Genomic DNA, 21,432 nt, shown 5'->3' on the forward strand with positions numbered 1-21,432 from the left:
GGTGTTGGCCCACTATGTCAGGCATGGGGGAGATCTGTTCAATCGAGATCCAGGAGCTGCGCAAGCTGAAGGGTGCACTGGTGGACGTGCGCAGCCCCGGCGAATTCGCCAAGGGGCACTGGCCAGGAGCCATCAACCTGCCTCTGTTCAGCGACGAAGAACGTGCTGCAGTTGGTACCACCTACAAGCAAAAAGGGCGACGACCAGCCATTCACCTGGGTCTTGAACTCACCGGTCCCAAACTCAGCCGGCTGGCCCAGCAGCTGGAGACCCTGCGGAACCAAGGCGATCCGAGGATCTACTGCTGGCGTGGAGGGATGCGCTCAGCCAGCGTGGCGTGGCTCGCCCAGCAAATCGACCTCAAGCCAAAACTGCTGCGGGGTGGCTACAAAAGCTACCGACGTTGGGCCCAGAGCCTCTTTGAACAGGACTGGCCCCTGCGTGTGATGGGCGGTCGTACGGGCACTGGAAAGACCGACCTGCTGTTGGCCATGGCAACCCGGGGTGTCGCCGTCGTTGATCTGGAAGGACTGGCCAACCACCGCGGCAGCAGCTTCGGTGGCCTGGGCCTGCCGGAGCAACCCAGCACCGAGCACTACGAAAACAAACTGGCCGAGATTCTTGATCTGCATCAACGCCAACGCAGAACAGCGATCTGGTTGGAAGCCGAAAGCATCCAGGTGGGCTGCTGCCGTATTCCCAAACCCCTTTTTGATCAGTTGCAACAAGCCCCCATCCTTGAGATCCAGCGGGGGCGCAACGAACGGGTGCAGCAGCTGGTCCAGGTCTATGGCCACCAGGGCCGAGCGGCTCTGGCGGAAGCAACCCAGAGGATCAGTCGACGCCTGGGGCCCCAGCGCACCAAGGAAGCCCTCGAGGCCATTGCCAGGGACGACTGGGCCCGAGCTTGCAACGCCACACTCGACTACTACGACCGCTGCTACGACCACGAGCTGGCACGATCACCCAAGCGCGACAGCATCGATATATCCGGCCTCACTGCAATAGAGGCCGCACAGACCCTGATTGAGCGCGGGTTTGTTGAAATCCACGATTAGGATCGCGCCCATTGATTGTCCAGAACGACATGAGCGAAGCAGCGATTCAGTTCTTTCGGGGAGTCAACGAGCCTGTGGTGCCCGATATCCGTCTGACCCGCAGCCGCGACGGCCGCACAGGGCAGGCGACCTTCCGTTTCGAACAGCCGGCTGCGATTGCGCCCGAAACGATGGGTGACATCACTGGAATGTGGATGGTCGATGAAGAGGGGGAGATGGTGACCAGGGAAGTGAACGGCAAGTTCGTGAATGGCAAAGCAAGTGCTCTTGAAGCCGTTTACTCCTGGAAGTCAGAACAGGATTTCGAGCGGTTCATGCGCTTCGCACAGCGCTACGCCGATGCCAACGGACTGGGTTATTCACAAAATCAGGATTCCGATCAGACTGACGCTGGCGACGGCCAGCAGGTTTGAGACTGCCTCAGTGGCTGTCGTTGACAGCCTTCATCTCAGCAATCATTTTGCTGTGGTCCCTAAAAGAACTCTTGCTGCTCTTGTTTGCAGCCATTGTTCTCGCCATGGCCTTGTGCACCCTTGTGGGCATTCTTCGAGAGCGGAGGCCGATGCAACGGCCCCTGGCCCTAGTTCTCTGCATCGGTGGCCTGCTCATGCTTGTGGCAGGAGCGGCCGGTGTTGTCGTGCCGCCGTTCCTCGATGAATTTTCCCTGCTGCTGCAGAAGCTGCCTGAAGCTGGGCAAACCCTTGTACGGATGGGAGTCGACTGGATTGACACCATCAGTGAGGCCATTTACGGGGCCGATGCCTTTCCCGACATTGATGACCTGGAACTGAATGGTCCAAGGCAGCTCGTGCCCGACGGCTCATCACTGGCGGCAGGTGTCAGCAGCGGCTTGTTGGGTCTGCTCGGGCTGGCGGGCAACCTCGGCAACGGCGTTGTGCGCCTCTTGTTTGTCCTGGCGGTTGCTCTGATGATCAGCGTCCAGCCCCAGGCCTACCGCAGTGTGGGACTTCAGCTGATTCCATCCTTCTATAGACGTCGCGGGAGCCGCATCCTGGATCAGTGCGGTGCCGCACTCAGCAGCTGGATGGTTGGCGTGCTGATCAGCTCCTTGGCGGTGTTTGTGCTGTGCAGCATCGCCCTGACCCTGTTGGGCGTGAAACTGGTTCTGGCCAATGCTCTTCTGGCGGGTCTGCTGAACGTGATTCCGAATGTGGGACCAACCATGAGCACCATCTTCCCGATGGCGGTGGCTCTGCTGGATACCCCATGGAAGGCGGCGGCGGTGCTTGGGGCCTATGTGGTGATCCAGAACATCGAGAGTTATGTGATCACCCCTTCCGTAATGCACCACCAGGTGAAACTGCTACCCGGATTGACCCTGGCGGCCCAGTTCCTGTTCACACTGTTGTTCGGCCCCCTTGGCCTGCTGATGGCCCTACCCCTTGCAGTGGTACTGCAGGTGATCATCCGTGAGGTGCTGATTCACGATGTGCTGGATCGCTGGCAACGTCTGGAGCCAGTGCAATGACGGCTGGCACGTTTCTGGTGGCGCTTACCCTCGTGGTGCTGGTGCTGTTGCTCTGGCACCTCCGCTGGGTGCTCCTGGTGGTGTTCGGTGCCGTTGTGGTGTCCGTTGCCCTGGACGTGCTGATCGTGCAGGTTCAGAAACGAACCCGCCTGGGGCGCCCCCAGGCCCTGGCTGTCGTGCTGGGGGTTTTGCTTTTGGCCGGTGGCCTGCTGGGACAGCTGCTGGTCCCGGAACTGATCAGCCAGTTCCAGCAATTGGGAAGGGATCTGCCGCAGCTGACGAGCAAAGTGTCTGACCTGCTGAGCAGTGAACCACGCCTGGCGCAACTTAATGAAGCGTTGGGTCAGGGGCTCAACCTGAAAGGACTTCAGCCGTTGCTTGGGTTCGCCGGCGGTGCAGCGAATTCGCTGATTCAACTGTTCCTGATGGTCCTGCTCGCCATCCTGCTGGCCCTGGATCCGAGTTCCCACCGCCGCATGGTGGTGGCCATGACGCCCCGCCCCGCCCGTCAGCAGATGGAGCACTTGCTGGATGAATCCCGGCAAGCCTTAGGGGGGTGGCTCAGCGGCATGACCCTCTCCGCCACCACAGTCTTCTTGCTCACCTGGGGCGGGCTGTTTCTGCTGAAGGCACCCCTGGCCCTGCTGAGCGCCCTGATATGCGGGCTGCTGACATTCGTACCCACCATCGGTCCAACGGCGGCAACCCTGCTTCCGACGGGGTTGGCACTGCTCCAATCCCCTCAATTAATGGTGTCGGTGCTGGTGTTCAGGCTGGTTCTGCAGAACCTGGAGGCCTTTCTGCTCACGCCGTTGCTGCTCCGCAAAACCGTGAACCTTCTTCCCACTGTGGCCTTGACGGCTCAGCTCAGCCTCGGCGCCCTGCTGGGGCTGCCAGGTGTTCTCCTGGCGCTTCCCCTGGTGGTCGTGCTTCAGGTGCTGATGCAGCGCGTTCTGGTGCAGCAAATCATGGACCGCTGGACCTGACCACAGGGCTTTGATCCGTAACCGAACGAACACATGGCGGCAAGAGTTGTGGCAACAAGGCGTCGAGTGATGGGGCTCCTGGGAGAGGATGCCAATCGCATGCGCGCTCAGAGCAACTGGCGTTTCTTTTTTTCGCTTGAATCACGCTCCCGCTCAACCGCCTGCCAATAGGCCGCAGAGACGGCAACCTCTTGGCCGCGTTCAATTTGATTCAGCCGCGCTTTCAAGGCTTCAACCTCGGCACGCAGCCCAAACACCACTTCGCTGAGACCAGGATTTAACTCCATGGAACCTGAGCAACCAGTTGAGTCGTAGCTCAAGCTGAACGACCGATGATGTTCAAGTCGATACCAACACCACACCCTCCCTGGCGACCAGTCCAATACTGTGTCCGATAGGTCTTGCGGCAAACTGGCTTGGACGTCATCTTCAATTTCTCGCGTTATGAGGAACTGAGGCAAGCCGTGAAGCAGCTTGTTCTTGAGAACCTCGATCCGGAGTTGCTGCACGAGGAAGCCCACGACCTGTTCGAGTCCTGGTGGTCCTCAACCCACAGTCAGGGGCGTTGGAACACCGATGTGAAGCAGCGCACCTGGGATTCGATCTGGCGTGAATTCGGGAATGGCTCCAGTCAGCCGTAACGACGCCAGAGCGAGGGCGAACCCATCAGCACAACCACAGCCAACTGGTGATGCCGAATCGCATAACCAAGACCAGTGACGGTGAACTGATCACTGAGCAGCTGAACCTCAGTCCGCAGATCGCCAAGCGCCAGCAGAATCAACAGGATCGCAAACCAGCGTGCCGGGTGGCGTCGTTGTTGCGCGTCACGGGTGCGATCAATCAAGGGATCGGTCCCAGAGTGTGAGCAGTGACGGCGCCAGAGCGATGCTTGACCAGGAGCCCACGACAACTCCCAAAGCCAGGGCAATCGCAAACCAGTACAGCGTCGCCCCACCAAAGAAGACAAGAGCCAGCAAAGGAAGCAGGGTGGTTCCACTGGTGTACAGGGTGCGGGTCAAGGTGGCCGACACCGCTTGATCCACCTGCAATGAAAGTGGGAGATCCGAGGCATCCTTGCTGCGCTCTCGGATGCGATCGAAGACCACGACCGTGTCATTCACCGAATAGCCGGCAATCGTCAGCAACGACACTGCGAAAAGGCTGTCCACCTCCAGGTGCAGAACAACACCAAGCCAGGCGAACACGCCACAAACAATCGCCACGTCATGGGCCAACGCCACCAGGGCGAGGAAGGCATAGCGACGGTCGTAGCGAAAGCTGATGTAGGCGGCGATGCCAGTGAAGGCCACAAGCAGAGAAATCAAGCTGCTGCGCAGCAGTTGCTTGCCCAAGCTCGGCCCGATGGTGTCAACCGATTGCCCACCGGAGAGGAACGGTCCTGCAACCGGGTCGACCGCTTGGATCACCGCTTGGCCCTGGGCAGCCGACAACGTTGGTAGACGCAACAACAAGGACTGACCAGCATCCAGGAGCTGAACCCTGGGTGCTCCCAGGTTGGGGAGAGGTTGCCCCTCCTCCACAGGCAACTCCAAGGTGCGGATCACGTCGGAGACTGCAATTGCCTTGAGCTCGCCGCAGGAATCATCACAACGGCGCTCCAATTGAATCTGCGTGCCGCCCGTGAAATCCAGGCCCGGGCGCAGGGGAGCTCGAATGGAAGGATCCAGCCAGCTGAGCAGAAGTCCAAGCAAACTGACCGACACCACAAGGCCTGAAATCAACCAGACCCGGCGCCGCATGCTGCTGAGGGACCAGCGCAGATTGCGAACTTGGGCCGCTGTTGCCGATGACGATGATTCAGTCATGGTTCAAGCGGTAGGGGAAGGAAGCTGCCGAGCGGGCAGGAAATTGTTGGCACGACGCAGACCGGCGTACCCCATCAGGAAACGGAGCAGAGTGCGGGTGCAGGTGAGGGCGGTGAACAGACTCAGCAGAACACCGATGCCCAGGGTCGCCGCGAAGCCTTTGACCAGTCCGGTGCCAAGGAAGAAAAGAGCCGCGCAGCTGATCAGCGTGGTCAGGTGACCATCAACGATGGATGAAAACGCCTCGGAGAAGCCGGTATCAATCGAGCGGATCAAGGTGTTGCCTCGACGCAGCTCATCTTTGATCCGCTCGAAGATCAACACGTTGGCATCGACGGCCATGCCAATAGACAGGATGAATCCAGCGATCCCTGGCAGCGTCAGCGTGACAGGAATCAAGGCATACACCGCCAGATTGAACAGGGCATAGAGGCTGAGGGCCATCACAGCCACTGCTCCAGGCAGGCGATACGCCACCACCATGAAGACAGCCACCAGAGCCAGTCCAGAGAGGGCTGCCACAAGGCTGCGGCGAATGTTTTCTGCCCCCAGCGTGGGCCCGATGGTGCGAACCTCAATGATCTCGACAGGGAGTGGCAAGGAGCCACCACGGAGCTTGACCTCCAGCTCGCGGGCCGATTCGGCACTGAAATTGCCACTGATGGTGGCCGCTCCACCGGAGATGCCAGCGCTTTTGAACTGGGGGCCAACACTGGCGGCACTGATCAGCTGATCGTCCAAGGTGATGGCCAGCAACCGATCTGTTCCGGCAATCGACTTGGTGAGGTCAGCGAAAGCCTCAGCACCCTCAGCATCGAAATTGAGGGTCACCTCCCAGCTGTTTGGATTGTTCTGCAGCGGTTGGCGGCCTGCCGTCACCAGCTGCTTTCCCGTCAGCGCTGCCGGCTCGAGCATGGTGAGCAGATCGGAATCAACCTTGTTCAGAAGCTCTCGCAGCTGCTCCTCCTCTGAGTTGGCCTGCCCATCAAGACCCAGGGTCTCCTGGGTTGACTTGAGCTGATCCAGATCCAGAGGCTCCGGCGTTTCTCCGCGGCGGATCTGATCCTCGCGGAGCCTGAGGATCGCTTCCACCTGGGAACGGAGCTGCCTCAGACCACGGAACTCAGCTTCTGTGTCAGGTTTCTGGGCACGAAACTCCAGCAGGGCCGTATCGCCCAGAACCCGAGCGGCAGCGGTGGGATCCTGTTCGCCGGGGAGCTGCAACACCAGCTGCGATTCACCCACCGTCTGCAGAGTGGACTCCGCCACGCCCAGGCCGTTGACCCGGCGATCGAGCACAGCTTTCACCGCTTCCATTTCTTCGGAGCCGACACGGGTGATCTCCCCAGCCGGCATCACCTCAACGGTGAGCTGACTGCCGCCCCTCAGATCAAGGCCGAGCTCCAACGGCGTCCGAACCAAAAACATCCCGGCGGCGATCGCCAGGGCAAGAACAAGGGCAAACCAACCCTGATAACGCGCCATCAACGTCAGATTCCCTTGTTGACCAACGCCTGAGCCGCCTCGACGATCTGATGCGGCTGAATGATCGTGAGGTTCTCCAGGGAACCGTTGTAGGGAGTGGGGATGTCCTGACTGGAGAGACGCACAGGACGAGCATCCAGGTCGTCAAAGCACTGCTCGGTGATCAGGGCGATCAGCTCAGCACCGATGCCACCGGTCTTCATGCATTCCTCCACCACAATCACCTTGTTGGTCTTGCGGATGGAGCGGCTGATTGTCTCCATATCGAAGGGCTTGAGGCTGATCAGATCGATCAATTCAACGCTCACTCCCTCTGCCTGCAGTTGCTCCACGGCCTTGAGGCAGTGATGACGCATCCGTGAGTAGGTGAGGATCGTCACATCGGTGCCTTCCTTCACCAAGTCCGCCTGGTCGAGGGCACAGATGTAGTCGCCTTCGGGGAGCTCCTCACTGAGGTTGTAGAGCAGAACGTGCTCGAAGAAAAGAACGGGATTGTTGTCCCGAATTGCAGCCTTCATCAGGCCTTTGGCATTGGTGGGCGTGCTGCAGGCCACGATCTTGATGCCGGGGACGGCATGGAAGTAGGCCTCAAGCCGTTGGCTGTGCTCAGCGCCGAGCTGACGACCCACACCACCGGGACCGCGCACCACAGTGGGAATGGTGAAGTTGCCGCCGCTGGTGTAGCGGAGCATCCCCATGTTGTTGGAGATCTGGTTGAAGGCCAGGAGCAGGAAGCCCATGTTCATGCCCTCAACGATCGGACGCAAGCCGGTCATCGCGGCACCAACCGCCATTCCGGTGAAGCCGTTCTCAGCAATTGGAGTGTCGAGAACCCGGAGATCGCCGTATTTCTCCGCCAGATCCTTGGTGACCTTGTAACTGCCCCCGTAATGGCCCACGTCTTCTCCCATCACACAGACGTGGGGGTCTCTCCCCATCTCCTCGTCGATGGCTTCCCGGAGGGCGTTGAAGAGAAGTGTTCCTGCCACGGCGTCACAGTGATCCCGGCCAATCCGGGTGGTGAGGCCAAGCTATCTCAGTCAGCGCAGGGTCAACCCCCCGCCGCGAAGGTGAACAACAGCAAAACCGAAAGCAGCATGGCCGGAGACAGCAGCAACGCCAGCTGGCCGAGGTCGTGGGGCGTCATCCAAACCCAGGCAATGAGCGGACATTAGGCAGGGTTCTGATCGCGAGCCGTAAAGAGACTGCGAAGAAACACCAGGGTCAGGCCAAGGGCGACAAAACCGGTGCTGAACGTGGCCAGGAAGGACAAGCCCACCAGCAGGGTCTTCAGGGTGACGGCGATGTTTTGGGCAATCGGCGAGCTGTAGTGCGGGGGGTGAACAGCGAAATAGACCACCATCCGCCGGCTCAGGCCCAGGGCTAGCCAGGCCAAAAGCCCAGCCGTCAGCGCTCCGGAAAGGAAACTCAGCGGACCTTTACGCGGATCCCGTGGTTCGGGGCTCTCAGGTGGAAGGACATCAGTCATGCCTCGATCCTCACGCCATCCCCGCGGAGGGCGCAAGACCAGGCCTTCAGGCCGGCGCGGTCCAACTGGGGGGCGAACTGATCCTGCGCCTGGCGGCATGACGCCAGATCGGAGAACAGCGCAAAGCAACTGGGACCGGAGCCGCTCATGGCCACCGCCAGGCTATGCGGAATGCTCTTCAACAGATCGAGCGCCGAACGCACCGCAGCTGTTTGAGGAGCGACCACCTCCTGCAGGTCATTGCGCAAGGGAGGTGGCAGATCACTGCGCAAGGGGCGGAGCCAATCAGCGCTGCGCAAGGCTTGCCGGCGTTGTTCAAAAGCTGCCTCACCAGCGAGGTAGTGGGATTGATTGAGCTCGCGGCAACGCTTGTAAGCCCAGGGCGTTGAGACGCTCACCGTGGGGTCTTTGACCAAGAGCACCGCCAGGGATTGGAGCGTTGCTGGCAAGGCTTCCAGATGTTCGCCTCGGCCGAAACAGAGCTGACATCCTCCGGCCACACAGAAGGGCATGTCTGAACCGAGCTCAGCGGCCATGCACTCCAGCTCCGCGGGACTGTGGCCCAAGCCCCACAGGGCATTCAGACCCACCAGTGCCGCGGCGCCGTCGCTGGAGCCACCAGCCAGGCCAGCACCGATGGGGATGTGCTTCTCCAGATGAATCGACGCGCCCAATTCACTGAAACCGGAACGGTCCCGCAGTAAACGGGCTGCCCTGAGAATCAGGTTGTCATCGCCAACACTGAGGTTGGGGTCATCGCAACTGAGGCTGAGTTGAGCATCGGCGGTGTTTTCAAAGCTCAGCCGATCCGACAAGTCGATGCTCTGCATCACCATGGCCAGCTCGTGGAAACCGTCGGACCGCAGTCCCAGAACCTCGAGATGCAGGTTGACTTTGGCGGGAGCCGTCACCGAGATCATGGTGGTCGTTCAGTCGCCTTGATTCAAACCCCTGGCCAGGGCGACCCAGGTGGCGGGCGCGAGTTCCTGGGGGCGCTGCTGCAAGCTGAAGCCGGCGGTGACCGCCAAAGCCTGCAAGCAATCGGGTTCAGCCACACCCGCCAGGGAGTTGCGCAACATCTTGCGCCGCGCCAGAAACGCCTGCTTCAACAGCGATTCCACCCGTACGGCCAGAGCCGGCTCCACCCGCTCCGAGGCCGGCAAGGGCTCCAGGCAGATCACCTCCGACTGCACCTTCGGTGGGGGCTGAAAACAGCGCGGCGGCACCGGACACACCGAACGACAGCGGGCCAACAACTGCATCCGCACACTCAGGGCGCTGAAACTGCTGTGGCCGGGCCGGGCACGGATCCGCTGCGCGACTTCCTTCTGCACGAGCAAGACAAGCCGTTGGTAGGGCGGATCCACCGGCCGGTCCAGTCGACCCACCAACCGCTCCAGCAACGGGCCAGTGATGTTGTACGGGATGTTGGCCACCACCTTGTCGGCGATGCGGCCATCGCTCAATTCAAGTGGAGCTTCAAGAACATCCCCTTGATGGAGGCTGAATCCAGGCTGAGCCTCAAAACGCTCCTGCAGACCAGCCACCAGATCGCGGTCGAGCTCAATCGCATGCACCGCCTTCAGCCCCGCGGCCAGGAGCCGCTCGGTCAAGGCGCCGCGTCCGGGCCCAACCTCCAGCACCCGATCGGTGGGCTGAAGATCAGCCGCCTCGACAATCCGCTGCAGCACGGAATCGTCCCGCAACCAGTGCTGGCCGAAGCGCTTTCGGGCGTGGTGTCCGGAGAAAGCCATGGATCAACTGTGCATCAGCACAGCCGTTCCACATCCAGCCAACGAATCGTGCCGCGGGATGGCAGCAAAGGCACAAGAGCCAGCCTGACCCGCAACAGCTGATCGGCTGATGCCGGATGGGCAGCACGCCAACAGCTGATCGTGCGGGCCATGCGACGCCTTTTGGCGGGATGAAAAGCATCCAGGCCATGGCGATCACGGCTCCCAGATCGGCGCCCCTTGACCTCCACCACCAGCAAGGCGTTGTGTCGCATCAGCACCAGATCCAATTCGCCCCAGCGGCAGTGCCAGTTGCGATCCAGCAATCGCCATCCATGCGCTTCAAGCTGCTGCAGGGCCTGCTGCTCCGCCCAGCGACCGCTGTATTGCGACTTCACCGGCATCAACCATCACGTCTCGATCCAAACCATTCCCCCGATGAACGGTTCTAGGGTTCATTTGTGGTTGTTTCGATCATGCGCAGACGTTTCACGGCCATTTTGATCTCCCTGTTGCTGCTGACATGCCAGTGGCTGGCAGTAGCACCGGCTGATGCCGCCATCGATGTGGCCAAACAGGTGCTAATCGGTGCCGACTACGCCGACAAGGACCTGCGTGGAGCCACCTTCAACCTCAGCAACCTGCGCGAAGCCAACCTGTCCGGATCGGATCTCCGCGGAGCCAGCCTCTACGGCGCGAAGCTGCAGGACGCTGACCTCAGCGGCTCCGATCTGCGTGAAGCCACGCTCGATTCCGCCGTGATGACGGGTACCAATCTCTCGGATACCGTGCTGGAGGGAGCCTTCGCCTTCAACACCCGCTTCAAGGATGTGGTGATCACGGGAGCCGACTTCACGGATGTCCCCATGCGCGGGGACCAACTCAAAAGCCTCTGTGCCGTTGCCGATGGGACCAATTCCGTCACCGGCCGCAGCACCCGCGAGAGCCTCGGCTGCGCTTGAACCATGAGCTTTGATCCCCGCAGCCTCGAGCGCCTGCGTGAGTTGGGGCGTCAACTCCCCGCACGCCTGCCGGAACCGGAGAAGCCTTCCGCAGAGCCCAAAGCCAGCCAGGTGCGCCACCGCGTTGAAACCGAGAAGAACCCGGAGGAGCTCTTCCGCGAACTGATGAAGGCCAGCCAGGACGGCACCGTTCCTGAACACCTCATGGCCCGCCTCAAACAGCTGGAGGCCCAACGCAAACCATCGGGTCAAGTGGTGCCCTTCAACAGCGACACCGACGTCCCGGGGCTGGCCGCACCGGCCCACAGCCGGCCCGGACCTGGAAAAAACACCCAGCCCAAACGACCGAAGGTTGACCCAGGCAGCGAGGAGGAAAGCCTCTATGTGGCTTTCGGGCAGTTGCTGCTAGAGGACGACGGAGACGACGTTTGAACCCGGCCCGTTGCCGGATTCTTGCGGTGGGCAAAGTACGTCGCGGCTGGATTCAGGACGGTATTGAGCTCTACCTCAAACGCCTGCCTGGGTTGACCATCAACGAACTCCGGGACAGCAACCCAGACAAGGAAGCCGATGCCATCCGGGCGGCTCTACGACCCGACGAAACCATGATCGCCCTGATGGAACAGGGCGACACCCTGGCTTCGGTTCCCTTCGCGCGACGTCTGGAACAGTTCGGCAACGAGAGGCTGGCCTTTGTGATTGGTGGAGCCGATGGTCTGACCCCTGCACTCAAGGCACAGGCCCACTGGCGCCTGAGCCTCTCCCCAATGACCTTCCCCCACGAACTGGCGCGGCTGATGCTTGTCGAACAACTCTTCCGGGCCCAGGCGATTGTCCAGGGCAGCCCTTACCACCGCGCCTAGGGTTCCGCGATGGTCGCCGATCTCACGTCATCCCCCATGCGTCTGGCACTGCTGTCCCCGATCCATGGCCAGTCGATTGATCACATCGCCCGACAACTCGAGAACTATCGGGTGTTTCTTGCGCCGTTTGAGTTGCGTCATTATTTCCACGTGTCTCTGGAGAGTCACCCAGATCTCCAATCCGAGCTCACCGCCTTCGCCGAACGGGAGGGGCACAACATTGTCTTCACCAAACGAAGGCAGCCCACCTGGCGGCCTTGCACGGCCTACGCCCTGTGTGAACTGATCAAAACGGCGCTTTCCGATCAGCACATCCACGACAAGGTTCTCATTCACACCGATACAGACCTCCTGGTTTCCGCAAAAGCCAAAGACCAGCTCCAAAACCACCGCATTGGCTGCGGGAACAACTTTTTCAAATTCAGCAATGTCCGTTGGAAATGGACAGGAAAAGCGAAAGCAGATCCTCGACTTCAACACTTCATCCAAGAAATGCTGGATGGAGACCTTTCAAAACTCCGCAGCGGGAGAGTTTGCGGAGTATTCATGCCCTGGGCTGTCTTCCAGCTTTTTGGGGTCATGTTCAGATACTACTTTAAAGACGATTATTTCAAGAGAAAGCCCGAGCGTCATTGGCCAGTCACTGAAATCGCGATTCCCAGCATTCTTCATCTTTTAGAAGGTCAGGACGCTATCTTCTCGCCTCCCCTAATTGAAGTACCTAAAGACAAGAAAGTACCCCGCCACATGATCGATCGACTGCTTAAGAGAGGTGATCATTTCGGTCTCAAAAAAATTGCTCGTGATCCAAACAGTGATGCATTTCAGCACGTGCTGCGCTTACAGGCCCAAGCCGCAAAGGAGCTCTGACCGTGCTGCACGTCATCGACAACCTTCTGCCCGCCAGCGCCCTCCAGGACCTACGCGACCTCTGTGACATCCATGGGCGGATCAAGGAGGAGCACGACGGCGATGCTCAGTTCAGCTGGCGCCCCGAGACCGGATCTCCCCGCTCGATCCACGCACCTGCTCAGCAAGCCATCGTCGATCGCTACCTCGACGCAGCCCTTCTCCCCCTGGCAACACCGTTCGCCCCCCAGCGGGCCGGAGTCGAGTGGTGGTGCAACACCAACAACGATCTCGACTGGCACATCGACAAGGACGAACTGGAAGGCCAACGCAGCGGCCGTTTCCTGCTGCCCTTGCTGTCCACCGTGTTCTACCCCCACGTGAGCTGCGCTGGCGGCGAACTGCTGGTGGCCGACAACCCTCCGATCGAGAACGGATACCAGGGGCCCTTACCCACCTTCCACTCAGTGATCTCGATCCCACCGGTGGTGAACCGCCTGGTGCTCTTCTCGCCCGGGATCCTGCATCGGATCAACCCCTTCGAAGGCGAGCGCTATTCCGTGGCCGTGAACATCTGGGAGCAAGCGCCCCTCACCACAACGGCTGCAGAGCCACAGGCTTGAATTTTTCGATCGAAACCGTCCAGGCCCGCGGGGAGAAAGCCTGCAATCCCGCCTTGAACGCGGCCGTATCTCCCGTGTTCAACCAGTCCGCCTTGAGCCTGGGCACGTCCTCCGGCAGCCGCTCCATCGGCAGCTCCACCAGCAGCAGGCTGTCGGCTCCAGCCGCACGCTGCAGAACACCCTGATCACTGCGCTGCCACACCCGCAGCAGCAGCTCCAGCACAAGAGCATGGCCCAACGCCTCCGGAGCTTCCCCCTGCGGAGCCACCTCTTTCTGAGACCGTCCCCCCAGAGGCAGGGCGCGCTGGCCTCGCTGATCAATCAACGCCATGGCCACGAGGTAAGGGGAGTCAGCCAACACCAGATGTCGAAGGCCACCATCTTCACCGGGCCCTCCCCCATGACAAGCAGTACATGCGTACTATTTAGTCAGCTGTTGCTGCTGCCGTGGAGCTCCAACACAGTCCGCTGCCCCTGCAGCCCAAACGCAGTCGGCTCGCGCTTCCTCTGGCTGGGGAACGCATCGCCGCTGGCTTTCCGTCCCCCGCCGATGACTATGTCGATGTGGGGATCGACCTCAATGAACAACTGATCCGGCATCCCACCAGCACCTTTTTTCTGCATGTGAGCGGCAACTCCATGACCGATGCCGGCATCCATGACGGCGATCTCCTGGTGGTTGATCGCAGCCTCGACCCGCGACCGGGGAAGGTGGTCGTGGCTGTCCTTGACGGTGCATTCACCCTCAAGCGTCTGGTGCGCCATCGCGGCCGGTTGCGTCTGGAAGCTGCCCATCCGGACTATCCCCCCCTGGAGCTTCACCGCTGCAGCGAGGTGCAGATCTGGGGCGTCGCCATCCACGTGATCCATCCGCTCTGAAGCGACATCGCCATGCCTCAGGCCACGGCCCTGATCGATGGAAACAATTTCTATGCCTCCTGCGAGCAGAGCCTGGACCCGGCCCTGATCGGCCGCCCCGTGGTGGTGCTGTCCAACAACGACGGCTGCATCGTGGCGCGCAGCGCCGAAGCCCGTGCCCTGGGCCTCCGGATGGGAACGCCGTACTTCAAGGCGCGCCGGGAGCTTGAACAGCACAACGTTGTGGTGCGCAGTTCGAACTACGCCCTCTATGCCGACATGAGCCAGCGGATGATGAGCCTGCTGGAGGCCCACTGTGAAGAGCTGGAGGTGTATTCCATCGACGAAGCCTTCGGGCGGATTCGTCGTCCCAGCAATGGCGACCTGCAAGGTTGGGCCCGCCAGCTGCGGGCACGGGCCCGACAGAACCTCGGCATTCCGATTGCCATCGGCCTGGGAGCCAGCAAGGGGCAAGCCAAGCTGGCCAATCGTCTGGCCAAGCAGACGCCGGACCATGCGGGGGTGTTCGACCTCGGCCAATGCGACAACCCGGATCACTGGCTGGAAACGATTGCGATCGAGGATGTCTGGGGAATCGGTCGCCAATTGGCCCATTGGTGCCGCCTGCGGGGCATCAGCAACGCACGGCGCCTGCGGGACATGCCGAGTGGGGAGCTCCGCGCCAAATGCGGTGTGGTGGGTCTACGGCTGCAACGGGAACTGCGCGGCCACGCCTGCCTGCCACTGGACCTGGCGCCGGCACCGAAGCAGGAAACCTGCGTGAGCCGCAGTTTCAGCCGGCCCATCACCAGCCAGGAGGAGCTGCACCAGGCCATCGCCACCTACGTGGTGCGCGCCGCCGAGAAATTGCGCAAGCAACGGCAACGGGCGGCAACTCTCACCATCTACACCCGCACCAGCCCGTTTGCTCCCGGGTTTTACAGCCGAGCGGCCAGCACGCAGCTGGATCTCCCAAGCAATGACACGGCCGTGCTGCTGCAGGCGGCACAGCCCCTGGTGGCACGGATCTTCCGGCCCCACCGTCAACTGGCCAAGGCTGGCGTGCTGATGCAGCACCTGCAGAGCCACGACATCCTCCAAACCCATCTGATGGTGCCGATGAGTGAAGAACAACAGCAGAAACGGGAATGCCTGATGCAGACCATCGACCGGATCAATCGGCGCTATGGCCGTGGAACCCTGCAATGGGCCGGTTGCGGCCTGCAACCCAGCTGGTTGATGCGGCGAGAGCAACTCAGCCGCGCCGCCACGACCCGTCTGCAGGATCTGCCGGTGGTAAGGGCCTGAAGCCGTCGATCACGGCTCACTCAGAAAACGACAGGCCGGAAGGCTGGTCGCCACCTGGTCCACACCCCTGAGAAAAGCCTCAGCATCGACAGCCCGCGTGCGTACAAAACTGGTTTGGATCTCCTTCAGCTGGGCCAGAGCGTCGTCGCGACTCAGGTCTGAGGATGTGTGGGCAAGGCTGCAGAGGGACGTGGCCACCCCACGGCCGAAGCCGCGGGAACTGGCCTGGCGCTGCACCGCAGACAGCACCATCGGGACGAGGATGCCACCCAACACGAGAACGAGGGCAATGAGGCCCCAGAGGCGACCGCCACGCACCCAGTAGGGAACGAGATAGAGACCACTGTCGGCAGGGGACGGAGACCCCAATGGTGGCGGGGAGGAAGGAGGGGTCATCACTCAGACCTCCTGCAGCAACTGAATGACCTGTTCACGGGTGCTGAGCAGCAACACCATCCGCTCCCCGTGGGCGTTGAGCCCCGTTTGCTCCCGCACCAGATCGGTGCTGGCCAACGCCAATCCGCCGGTTTCGGTGAACAGCACAGGCAGGGTGCCCTGGTGCCCGCGCATGCCCTGCAGATCCAGCGCCTGGCGGACAGCCCGCTGGGCTTTGTCGGAGCCCAGTCGCTCCACGAAGGCCGGCCAGAGGTGGTTGACCGGATCGAGCGCGGCGAAATCAAGCTGCGAATCAGACATCAGGACGGCAGCAAGGCAAGGGCTTCGCTGATCATCTGCGGGGTCACAGGAATGCGCTCGAGCGGATCAGCATTGTCGAGGTAGGCCTCAAAGGAGGGGAAGCGCTCGATCACGGGGTCGGCCCCCTCGGCGGCGCAAGCCTCGACCCAATCCCCCTCCTCCGGCTTCACCGCGACGTAGGCCTGCAGCGCTTCCTCCAGATCGCCACCGTCGCCGACGCCCTCGCCGTGCCAGATCGCTTCGAAGAATTCAGACATCTTCAACCCGAGGAACAGATCCTGATGCAGTTTGCCCAGACCACCGGCCTGTGGCTCAGGCTGCAGGAGGCACGGTGTAACTGGCACAACGCTGCTGATCCAGATGGCCGATGTGTTTTCTCTCGGTGTAATACAGCTCCTGGTAGCGCAGCGCATCACGGTTGAGGTCATCGAACAGGGCCTGAATCCGCACCTCCATATCCACGGAGGCCTGATCTGACGAAGCCTCCTGATCAATCAATACAGCGATGCAGGATTCCAGGGTTTGCAGACGCTGGCCGCCCCAGGCCTCCAACAAGTGCCGGCAGCGCTTCAAGCTTTTTTGCCGCTCCAACAGGGCAGCAATGCCCCGCAACTGCTCCAGCGGCTCCGCCAGGGCAACACGCTGCAATTCACCAGGCTCCAGCAGAGGCGTCAGGCGGGACACGAGCGCACTGCTCTCCAACAGGAGCTGATCGGTGAGCAAGCGGGGCAGATCGATGAGATCCAGCCCCTCGCCGTCGTCGTCGCAGCGGCTGATCGCCTCCAACCGCCCCTCACCCAGGTTGGTCTCCTCGAGGTCCGTGATGGCCGCCCAGAGATGGCGGTGATGGGGAATGGCGAAATCCTCCAGTTCGCGTTGGCGCAGTTCCTGGCGAATCGTGGCCCGATGCCGAGGGCAATGCAGATACAGCCGCAGCAGATCGGCCTCACAGCGCTCCCGATGTCCGGATTCCCCAGGCTGCTCGTGCCGGCTGGAGCGCCCATGCCAACGCTGGCCCTTCACCTGCTGGCGCAGGTCGTCCTCCAGCTGAAGCGCCAGTCGTCCCTGGCCACCACTGAGGCGCTCCGCCACCCGTTGGAGGTAGTGGGTGCGCACGGCGGACTGGGGCAGTTTGCCCAGCAGCCCCACCAGGGCGGTCACCGCCTGTTGGAACTGGTCGGCCCGGCTGAGATCGCGCTCCTCCAGCACCTGCTCGATCTGCCAATCCAGCCAGAGGGGGGCCTGATCGAGCAGAGCGCGGTAATCACCGGCCCCGTTCTGTTTGAGAAACTCATCGGGGTCCTTCCCGGACGGGAGGTGCAGAACCCGCAGCTCCAGCTGGCCCTGCATCGCCAGCTGCTCCACCTCACCGATGGCCCGATTGGCCGCACGAACGCCGGCGCCGTCGGCGTCGAAATTCAGAACGATCCGCTTGCTGTCGCTGACGCGGCACAGCTGGGTGATCTGCTGACTGCTCAGAGCCGTGCCGAGGGAGGCCACGGCGTTGGTGATGCCGGCGGCATGCAGGGCAATCACATCGAAATAGCCCTCCACCACCACCGCCCTGTCGTCCTTGCGGATGGCATTGGAGGCCTTGTCGAGCCCGAACAGATGCTTCCCCTTCTCGAACACTTCGGTCTCGGGGGAGTTGAGGTATTTCGGTTCGCTGCCATCAAGGCTGCGTCCCCCGAAACCGATCACCCGGCCCTGACGGTCATGGATCGGCACCATGACCCGATGGCGGAAGCGGTCATAAAACCCGTTGCCGCCCTTGCGGGGCACCACCAGCCCAGCAGCCTCCAGAAGCTCAGGTGCCAGGCCCTCGACCTGTTGAAGATGCTTGAGCAGACCATCCCACTGATCCGGCGCATAGCCGAGTTGAAAGGTCTCCTGCGTGGCGGGGCTCAACCCTCTGGCTTCATTGAGGTACTTGAGGGCCTCTGCGCCCGTTGGTGCCATCAACTGGCTGCGAAACCACCCGGCAGCCAGGGCAAGGGCCCGTTGCAGCTTGTCCCTGCGGGACAACTGCTGCCGCAGCCGTTCCTGCTGCGGACCATCCACCATCTCGATCGGCAGCTGATACCGCCGCGCCAGATCCAGCACCACATCGCTGAAACTCTGGCGCTGGAACTCCATCAGGAACTTGATGGAGTTGCCGCCAGCACCACAGGAGAAGCAGTAGTAGAACTGCTTGGCAGGCGACACCGTCATCGACGGTTTGCTGTCGTCATGGAACGGACAGATCCCGACGAATTCCCGTCCCTTCTTCTTGAGCACCACGTGCTCGCCCACCACATCGACGATGTCGGCCCGTTCCTTGACGGCCTCGATCGTTCTGGGGTGCAGGCGGGCGTTCACCATCGATCCATTCTGCGAAGTCGCAGGGTTCCGTGCACCCCGTCATCAGAACAGCCATGGCCGAACCGCAGAACCCACAGCCCTGGTGGAACCGGGAATCAGTGCGGGGCAGCCGAGCCCTGATCCTCAGCTCCCTGGCCTTCAGCCTGATGACGGTCTGCGTCAAGCAACTGAACAGTCGGCTTCCGGTGGCGGAAATCGTGCTGTGCCGGGCCCTGATCAGCATCGTTCTGACCACTGTGGGCCTGCGCCTGGCCGGGGTCTCTCCCTGGGGCCAGCGACGGGGGCTGCTGGTGGCCCGGGGTGTACTGGGCAGCCTGGCCCTGCTCTGCTTCTTCGAGGCGATCGACCAGCTGCCGCTCGCTTCAGCGACGGTGCTCCAGTACACCTATCCCACCTTCACCGCCGTGGCAGCGCTGTTGCTTCTGGGCGAGCCCCTGCGCCGACGCATCAGTGCAGCGGTTCTTCTGGGCTGGATCGGCGTCACCCTGGTGGTGCAACCGCAGTGGCTCACTGGAACAGCCCAACCTGCGCAACTGATCCCTGCCCTGATCGGCATTGCTGGCGCTCTGATGACCGCCCTGGCCTACGTGAGTGTGCGGCGGCTGTCTCAAACCGAGCACCCCTTGGTGATCATCCTCTATTTCCCGATGATCTCGGTTCCCATGACCCTGCCCTGGGTTCTGCACCAAGGGGTCTGGCCCCAAGGCATCGAATGGTTCTGGCTGCTGGGGGTCGGTGTGATGACCCAGCTGGGCCAGATCTGGGTGACCGAGGGCCTGCGCTGCCTGCCCGCCGCCCGGGCCACATCGATCAATTACGTGCAGGTGGTCTTTGCCGCTGGCTGGGGCTGGCTTTGGTTCGCAGAATCGATCAATGCCTGGCAGGTGGGCGGCGGGATGCTGGTGCTGGCCGCCACCCTGATCAGCCTGTCGGCGCGACGTTAGAGCTCAAGCTTTTTCCAAACCCAGGGGGTACGTCAGCCAGGCCTGGCGGTCGTCGGATCCGCCCTTGGGTCTGGCCAGACGCCAGCTCTGACCACGGGAGCCCCGCTGCATAAACAGTTCAAACGGACTGTCCACCTGCACACGATCGCCGGGCAGCTGCCAGTCGAAGCGGCCTGAAATCCTCAGGCCCTGCTCGTCACCCAGGGCAAAACTTTCCTGGTCCTCCACCCGCACCCGGCTCACGCTTGGGGCGATGGGCATCGGGGTGAGATCGAGGGAGCTGGCGATTGCCGACTGGGTGAGCTGAATCTGAAGGGCCAGCGCTTCATTTAGTAAAGCCCGTGGCGGCTGAGATCCATTGCATGCCGTCAGTGAAACCAAGATCGATAGAACGCACAGCACCTGAAGCAAACGGCGCACAACGCGCTTGAAAGAAGAGACAGGCAATGACAGCTGCGGCAACATGACGCGGTTGAAACCTCTCCCCATGATCGGCTGGCTGCAGGGACGACCGATGGAGTGCTGGACCCAAGGCAACCGTAGCGGCGTTCTGCTGGTTTGCGGTGGGGTGGGTTACGAGGTGCACCTCACAGAACGGCACCAGCAGAACCTTCCTGCTGAGCAGGATCTGAACCTGTGGATTCATCAGGTGCAGAGGGAGGACGGCAGCAGCCTCTATGGCTTTCCCGTGCGTCAAGAACGGGATCTGTTCCGACTGCTGATCAGCGTCAGCGGTGTCGGACCCCAAGCGGGTCTGGCCCTGATGCAGGAATGCAAGCCCCAGGAACTGGTGGACGCCATCAGCAGCGGTGACCTGCGTCGACTCTGCAAGGCGCAGGGCATCGGCAAACGCACCGCCGAGCGCCTGGCCGTGGAACTCAGAGCCTCCATTGCGGCCTTCGCCGGCGTCGATCCCGCCCCATCGCTCGCTGAGGGAATCAGCTCTGAGCAGATGCCGGAAAGCGGAGCCGACGTCGAAGCCACCCTGTCGATGCTGGGTTACGACGATCTCGAAATCCGTCGCGCCATCCGTGCCATCGCCGAGGGAGCATATGGTCAACCCCCTGCAGGAGAAGATCAGGACGCCTGGCTGCGGGGCTGCCTCCAGTGGCTGAGTCGCGAATCGGCCTAAGCCGTCCCCCGCGAAGGTAAGCTGGTTGTTTGCACTGACAGGGCCGCCCCCCGCGCATGTCGCTTGATACCACCGAGAAGCAGCAGCTGATCAACACCCACCAGACCCACGGCACCGACACCGGTTCGGCCGAGGTTCAGGTGGCGATGCTGAGTGAGCGAATCAACCGTCTCAGCAGCCACCTGCAGAACAACATCCATGACTACTCCTCACGCCAGGGGCTGCTCAAGATGATTGGCCGCCGCAAGCGCCTGCTGAGCTACATGCGCAGCAAGAGCGAGCAACGCTACGCCGACACGATCGCCAAACTGGGCATCCGCGGCTGATCCAACTGCCCCATGGCTGAGCAACGCAATGCCCTCCCCTTTGAGCCCAAAGGGTCTGGCAAGGGAAGCAAGCCTGCTTCAGGGGCTCCTCGACAGGAAGCCATTCCGCGTTACGTGGCCGATCGGATGGCTCGTCGTGTGGCTGTCTTCACAGGCCTCCCGTCCCTCGCTGGGATGGGAGTTTTTGTTGGCAGCTATGTCGTGGTCACCCGCGGCATCGCGGATATTCCTCCTGGACTGACGCTCACGGGCTCCGGCCTGTTCTTCCTACTGGGACTGGTCGGCCTCAGCGTTGGTGTGTTGACCGCCAGCTGGGACCCCGAACCCGGCTCTCTGCTCGGCTTCGAGAATTTCAAGCCGAACGTTCAGCGGATGAAGGAATCGATACGGGCCCAGAAGCAGCAGCAAAAAGACTCAAAAGCCTGATCGGATTCACCTGAT

31 protein-coding genes are annotated in these 21,432 nt (G+C 61.6%); 16 read left to right on the top strand and 15 right to left on the bottom strand.

The window, feature by feature from the left end:
* Nucleotides 1–14: 14 nt before the first annotated feature.
* The 4 genes from mnmH to KR52_RS09790 are packed head-to-tail and all read left to right on the top strand — an operon-like array spanning nt 15 to nt 3,533.
* The gene (mnmH, locus tag KR52_RS09775) at nt 15–1,058 is read left to right on the top strand and encodes a tRNA 2-selenouridine(34) synthase MnmH (protein ID WP_038555286.1); all 1,044 of its coding nucleotides are present in this window, start codon (nt 15–17) and stop codon (nt 1,056–1,058) included.
* Nucleotides 1,059–1,087: 29 nt separating this feature from the next.
* Nucleotides 1,088–1,471 carry a photosystem II reaction center protein Psb28 gene (gene psb28, locus KR52_RS09780; RefSeq protein WP_038555289.1) on the top strand — a complete coding sequence of 128 codons (384 nt, stop codon included), beginning with the start codon at nt 1,088–1,090 and terminating at the stop codon, nt 1,469–1,471.
* On the top strand, nt 1,468–2,547 hold the full coding sequence (locus KR52_RS09785) for an AI-2E family transporter (protein WP_038555293.1): 1,080 nt from the start codon (nt 1,468–1,470) through the stop codon (nt 2,545–2,547). The genes psb28 and KR52_RS09785 overlap by 4 nt, the downstream gene beginning before the upstream one ends.
* A complete protein-coding gene (locus KR52_RS09790; protein WP_038555297.1) occupies nt 2,544–3,533 on the top strand; it encodes an AI-2E family transporter in 990 nt (329 codons plus the stop codon). The genes KR52_RS09785 and KR52_RS09790 overlap by 4 nt, the downstream gene beginning before the upstream one ends.
* A gap of 107 nt (nt 3,534–3,640) precedes the next feature.
* Here the strand turns inward: KR52_RS09790 and KR52_RS09795 are convergent, their stop codons facing one another.
* Nucleotides 3,641–3,853 carry a hypothetical protein gene (locus KR52_RS09795; protein WP_156957700.1) on the bottom strand — a complete coding sequence of 71 codons (213 nt, stop codon included), beginning with the start codon at nt 3,851–3,853 and terminating at the stop codon, nt 3,641–3,643.
* Between the two features lie 144 nt (nt 3,854–3,997).
* On the opposite strand from KR52_RS09795, the gene KR52_RS09800 reads away from it, so the two are divergent.
* Entirely contained in the window at nt 3,998–4,174 is a 177-nt protein-coding gene (locus KR52_RS09800; RefSeq protein ID WP_253912373.1) for a hypothetical protein, read from the top strand.
* On the opposite strand, the gene KR52_RS09805 is transcribed toward KR52_RS09800, so the two are convergent.
* From KR52_RS09805 to KR52_RS09840, 8 genes are all read right to left on the bottom strand, one after another.
* On the bottom strand, nt 4,165–4,380 hold the full coding sequence (locus tag KR52_RS09805) for a hypothetical protein (protein WP_156957701.1): 216 nt from the start codon (nt 4,378–4,380) through the stop codon (nt 4,165–4,167). The two genes, KR52_RS09800 and KR52_RS09805, sit on opposite strands and share 10 nt — an antisense overlap.
* A complete protein-coding gene (gene secF, locus KR52_RS09810) occupies nt 4,373–5,362 on the bottom strand; it encodes a protein translocase subunit SecF (protein WP_038555306.1) in 990 nt (329 codons plus the stop codon). The genes KR52_RS09805 and secF overlap by 8 nt, the downstream gene beginning before the upstream one ends.
* Nucleotides 5,363–5,365: 3 nt before the next feature.
* Nucleotides 5,366–6,847, bottom strand: coding sequence for a protein translocase subunit SecD (gene secD / locus KR52_RS09815; RefSeq protein WP_038557194.1), 1,482 nt, complete (start codon nt 6,845–6,847; stop codon nt 5,366–5,368).
* A 5-nt stretch (nt 6,848–6,852) separates the two neighbouring features.
* Entirely contained in the window at nt 6,853–7,836 is a 984-nt protein-coding gene (locus KR52_RS09820) for a pyruvate dehydrogenase complex E1 component subunit beta (RefSeq protein ID WP_038555309.1), read from the bottom strand.
* A gap of 182 nt (nt 7,837–8,018) precedes the next feature.
* On the bottom strand, nt 8,019–8,336 hold the full coding sequence (locus KR52_RS09825) for a DUF3082 domain-containing protein (RefSeq protein ID WP_038555312.1): 318 nt from the start codon (nt 8,334–8,336) through the stop codon (nt 8,019–8,021).
* Nucleotides 8,333–9,256 carry a 4-(cytidine 5'-diphospho)-2-C-methyl-D-erythritol kinase gene (gene ispE, locus KR52_RS09830; RefSeq protein ID WP_038555315.1) on the bottom strand — a complete coding sequence of 308 codons (924 nt, stop codon included), beginning with the start codon at nt 9,254–9,256 and terminating at the stop codon, nt 8,333–8,335. The genes KR52_RS09825 and ispE overlap by 4 nt, the downstream gene beginning before the upstream one ends.
* Before the next feature lie 9 nt (nt 9,257–9,265).
* Nucleotides 9,266–10,090: a 16S rRNA (adenine(1518)-N(6)/adenine(1519)-N(6))-dimethyltransferase RsmA gene (rsmA, locus tag KR52_RS09835; protein ID WP_038555317.1), complete on the bottom strand. Its 825-nt coding sequence runs from the start codon at nt 10,088–10,090 to the stop codon at nt 9,266–9,268.
* Between the two features lie 14 nt (nt 10,091–10,104).
* Complete coding sequence (locus KR52_RS09840) at nt 10,105–10,473, bottom strand: YraN family protein (protein WP_038555320.1); 369 nt, start codon at nt 10,471–10,473, stop codon at nt 10,105–10,107.
* Nucleotides 10,474–10,545: 72 nt separating this feature from the next.
* Between KR52_RS09840 and KR52_RS09845 the strand changes: the two genes are divergently transcribed.
* From KR52_RS09845 to KR52_RS09865, 5 genes are read left to right on the top strand one after another with little or no spacing between them, the layout of a single operon-like run.
* The gene (locus KR52_RS09845; RefSeq protein ID WP_038557196.1) at nt 10,546–11,031 is read left to right on the top strand and encodes a pentapeptide repeat-containing protein; all 486 of its coding nucleotides are present in this window, start codon (nt 10,546–10,548) and stop codon (nt 11,029–11,031) included.
* Nucleotides 11,032–11,034: 3 nt separating this feature from the next.
* The gene (locus KR52_RS09850) at nt 11,035–11,463 is read left to right on the top strand and encodes a hypothetical protein (protein ID WP_038555323.1); all 429 of its coding nucleotides are present in this window, start codon (nt 11,035–11,037) and stop codon (nt 11,461–11,463) included.
* Entirely contained in the window at nt 11,460–11,894 is a 435-nt protein-coding gene (locus KR52_RS09855; RefSeq protein ID WP_038555326.1) for a 23S rRNA (pseudouridine(1915)-N(3))-methyltransferase RlmH, read from the top strand. The genes KR52_RS09850 and KR52_RS09855 overlap by 4 nt, the downstream gene beginning before the upstream one ends.
* Before the next feature lie 36 nt (nt 11,895–11,930).
* On the top strand, nt 11,931–12,764 hold the full coding sequence (locus KR52_RS09860) for a hypothetical protein (protein ID WP_253912374.1): 834 nt from the start codon (nt 11,931–11,933) through the stop codon (nt 12,762–12,764).
* 2 nt (nt 12,765–12,766) lie between these two features.
* A complete protein-coding gene (locus KR52_RS09865; protein WP_038555332.1) occupies nt 12,767–13,366 on the top strand; it encodes a 2OG-Fe(II) oxygenase in 600 nt (199 codons plus the stop codon).
* On the opposite strand, the gene KR52_RS09870 is transcribed toward KR52_RS09865, so the two are convergent.
* Nucleotides 13,335–13,724 (bottom strand): hypothetical protein, encoded by a 390-nt coding sequence (locus tag KR52_RS09870; protein ID WP_038557199.1) that lies wholly within the window; start codon nt 13,722–13,724, stop codon nt 13,335–13,337. The two genes, KR52_RS09865 and KR52_RS09870, sit on opposite strands and share 32 nt — an antisense overlap.
* A gap of 89 nt (nt 13,725–13,813) precedes the next feature.
* Here KR52_RS09870 and KR52_RS09875 point away from each other — a divergent pair, with 89 nt between their 5' ends.
* Together KR52_RS09875 and KR52_RS09880 are read left to right on the top strand one after the other, a co-directional pair.
* Nucleotides 13,814–14,245, top strand: coding sequence for a LexA family transcriptional regulator (locus KR52_RS09875; protein WP_038555335.1), 432 nt, complete (start codon nt 13,814–13,816; stop codon nt 14,243–14,245).
* 12 nt (nt 14,246–14,257) lie between these two features.
* Entirely contained in the window at nt 14,258–15,532 is a 1,275-nt protein-coding gene (locus KR52_RS09880; protein ID WP_038555338.1) for a Y-family DNA polymerase, read from the top strand.
* A 9-nt stretch (nt 15,533–15,541) separates the two neighbouring features.
* Here KR52_RS09880 and KR52_RS09885 read toward each other — a convergent pair whose 3' ends face one another.
* The 4 genes from KR52_RS09885 to dnaG are packed head-to-tail and all read right to left on the bottom strand — an operon-like array spanning nt 15,542 to nt 18,589.
* Complete coding sequence (locus KR52_RS09885) at nt 15,542–15,928, bottom strand: hypothetical protein (RefSeq protein WP_051834325.1); 387 nt, start codon at nt 15,926–15,928, stop codon at nt 15,542–15,544.
* 3 nt (nt 15,929–15,931) lie between these two features.
* A complete protein-coding gene (locus tag KR52_RS09890; RefSeq protein WP_038555345.1) occupies nt 15,932–16,228 on the bottom strand; it encodes a hypothetical protein in 297 nt (98 codons plus the stop codon).
* Entirely contained in the window at nt 16,228–16,485 is a 258-nt protein-coding gene (locus KR52_RS09895; protein ID WP_038557201.1) for a hypothetical protein, read from the bottom strand. Before KR52_RS09895 ends, KR52_RS09890 begins: the two co-directional genes overlap by 1 nt.
* 55 nt (nt 16,486–16,540) lie before the next feature.
* Nucleotides 16,541–18,589 (bottom strand): DNA primase, encoded by a 2,049-nt coding sequence (dnaG, locus tag KR52_RS09900; protein ID WP_038555348.1) that lies wholly within the window; start codon nt 18,587–18,589, stop codon nt 16,541–16,543.
* Between the two features lie 53 nt (nt 18,590–18,642).
* On the opposite strand from dnaG, the gene KR52_RS09905 reads away from it, so the two are divergent.
* Nucleotides 18,643–19,533: a DMT family transporter gene (locus KR52_RS09905; protein WP_038555351.1), complete on the top strand. Its 891-nt coding sequence runs from the start codon at nt 18,643–18,645 to the stop codon at nt 19,531–19,533.
* A gap of 3 nt (nt 19,534–19,536) precedes the next feature.
* On the opposite strand, the gene KR52_RS09910 is transcribed toward KR52_RS09905, so the two are convergent.
* Nucleotides 19,537–19,998 (bottom strand): hypothetical protein, encoded by a 462-nt coding sequence (locus KR52_RS09910; protein ID WP_051834326.1) that lies wholly within the window; start codon nt 19,996–19,998, stop codon nt 19,537–19,539.
* 22 nt (nt 19,999–20,020) lie between these two features.
* Between KR52_RS09910 and ruvA the strand changes: the two genes are divergently transcribed.
* Genes ruvA through KR52_RS09925 form a run of 3 tightly spaced genes read left to right on the top strand, consistent with a single transcriptional unit; the run spans nt 20,021 to nt 21,417 of the window.
* Nucleotides 20,021–20,665, top strand: a complete 645-nt coding sequence (gene ruvA / locus KR52_RS09915) for a Holliday junction branch migration protein RuvA (protein WP_038557205.1) — start codon at nt 20,021–20,023, stop codon at nt 20,663–20,665.
* Nucleotides 20,666–20,721: 56 nt separating this feature from the next.
* Complete coding sequence (rpsO, locus tag KR52_RS09920) at nt 20,722–20,991, top strand: 30S ribosomal protein S15 (RefSeq protein ID WP_038555354.1); 270 nt, start codon at nt 20,722–20,724, stop codon at nt 20,989–20,991.
* 12 nt (nt 20,992–21,003) lie between these two features.
* Nucleotides 21,004–21,417, top strand: a complete 414-nt coding sequence (locus tag KR52_RS09925; protein ID WP_038555356.1) for a PAM68 family protein — start codon at nt 21,004–21,006, stop codon at nt 21,415–21,417.
* Nucleotides 21,418–21,432 lie beyond the last annotated feature (15 nt).

Source organism: Synechococcus sp. KORDI-52 (assembly GCF_000737595.1).
Taxonomy (GTDB): Bacteria; Cyanobacteriota; Cyanobacteriia; order PCC-6307; family Cyanobiaceae; genus Parasynechococcus.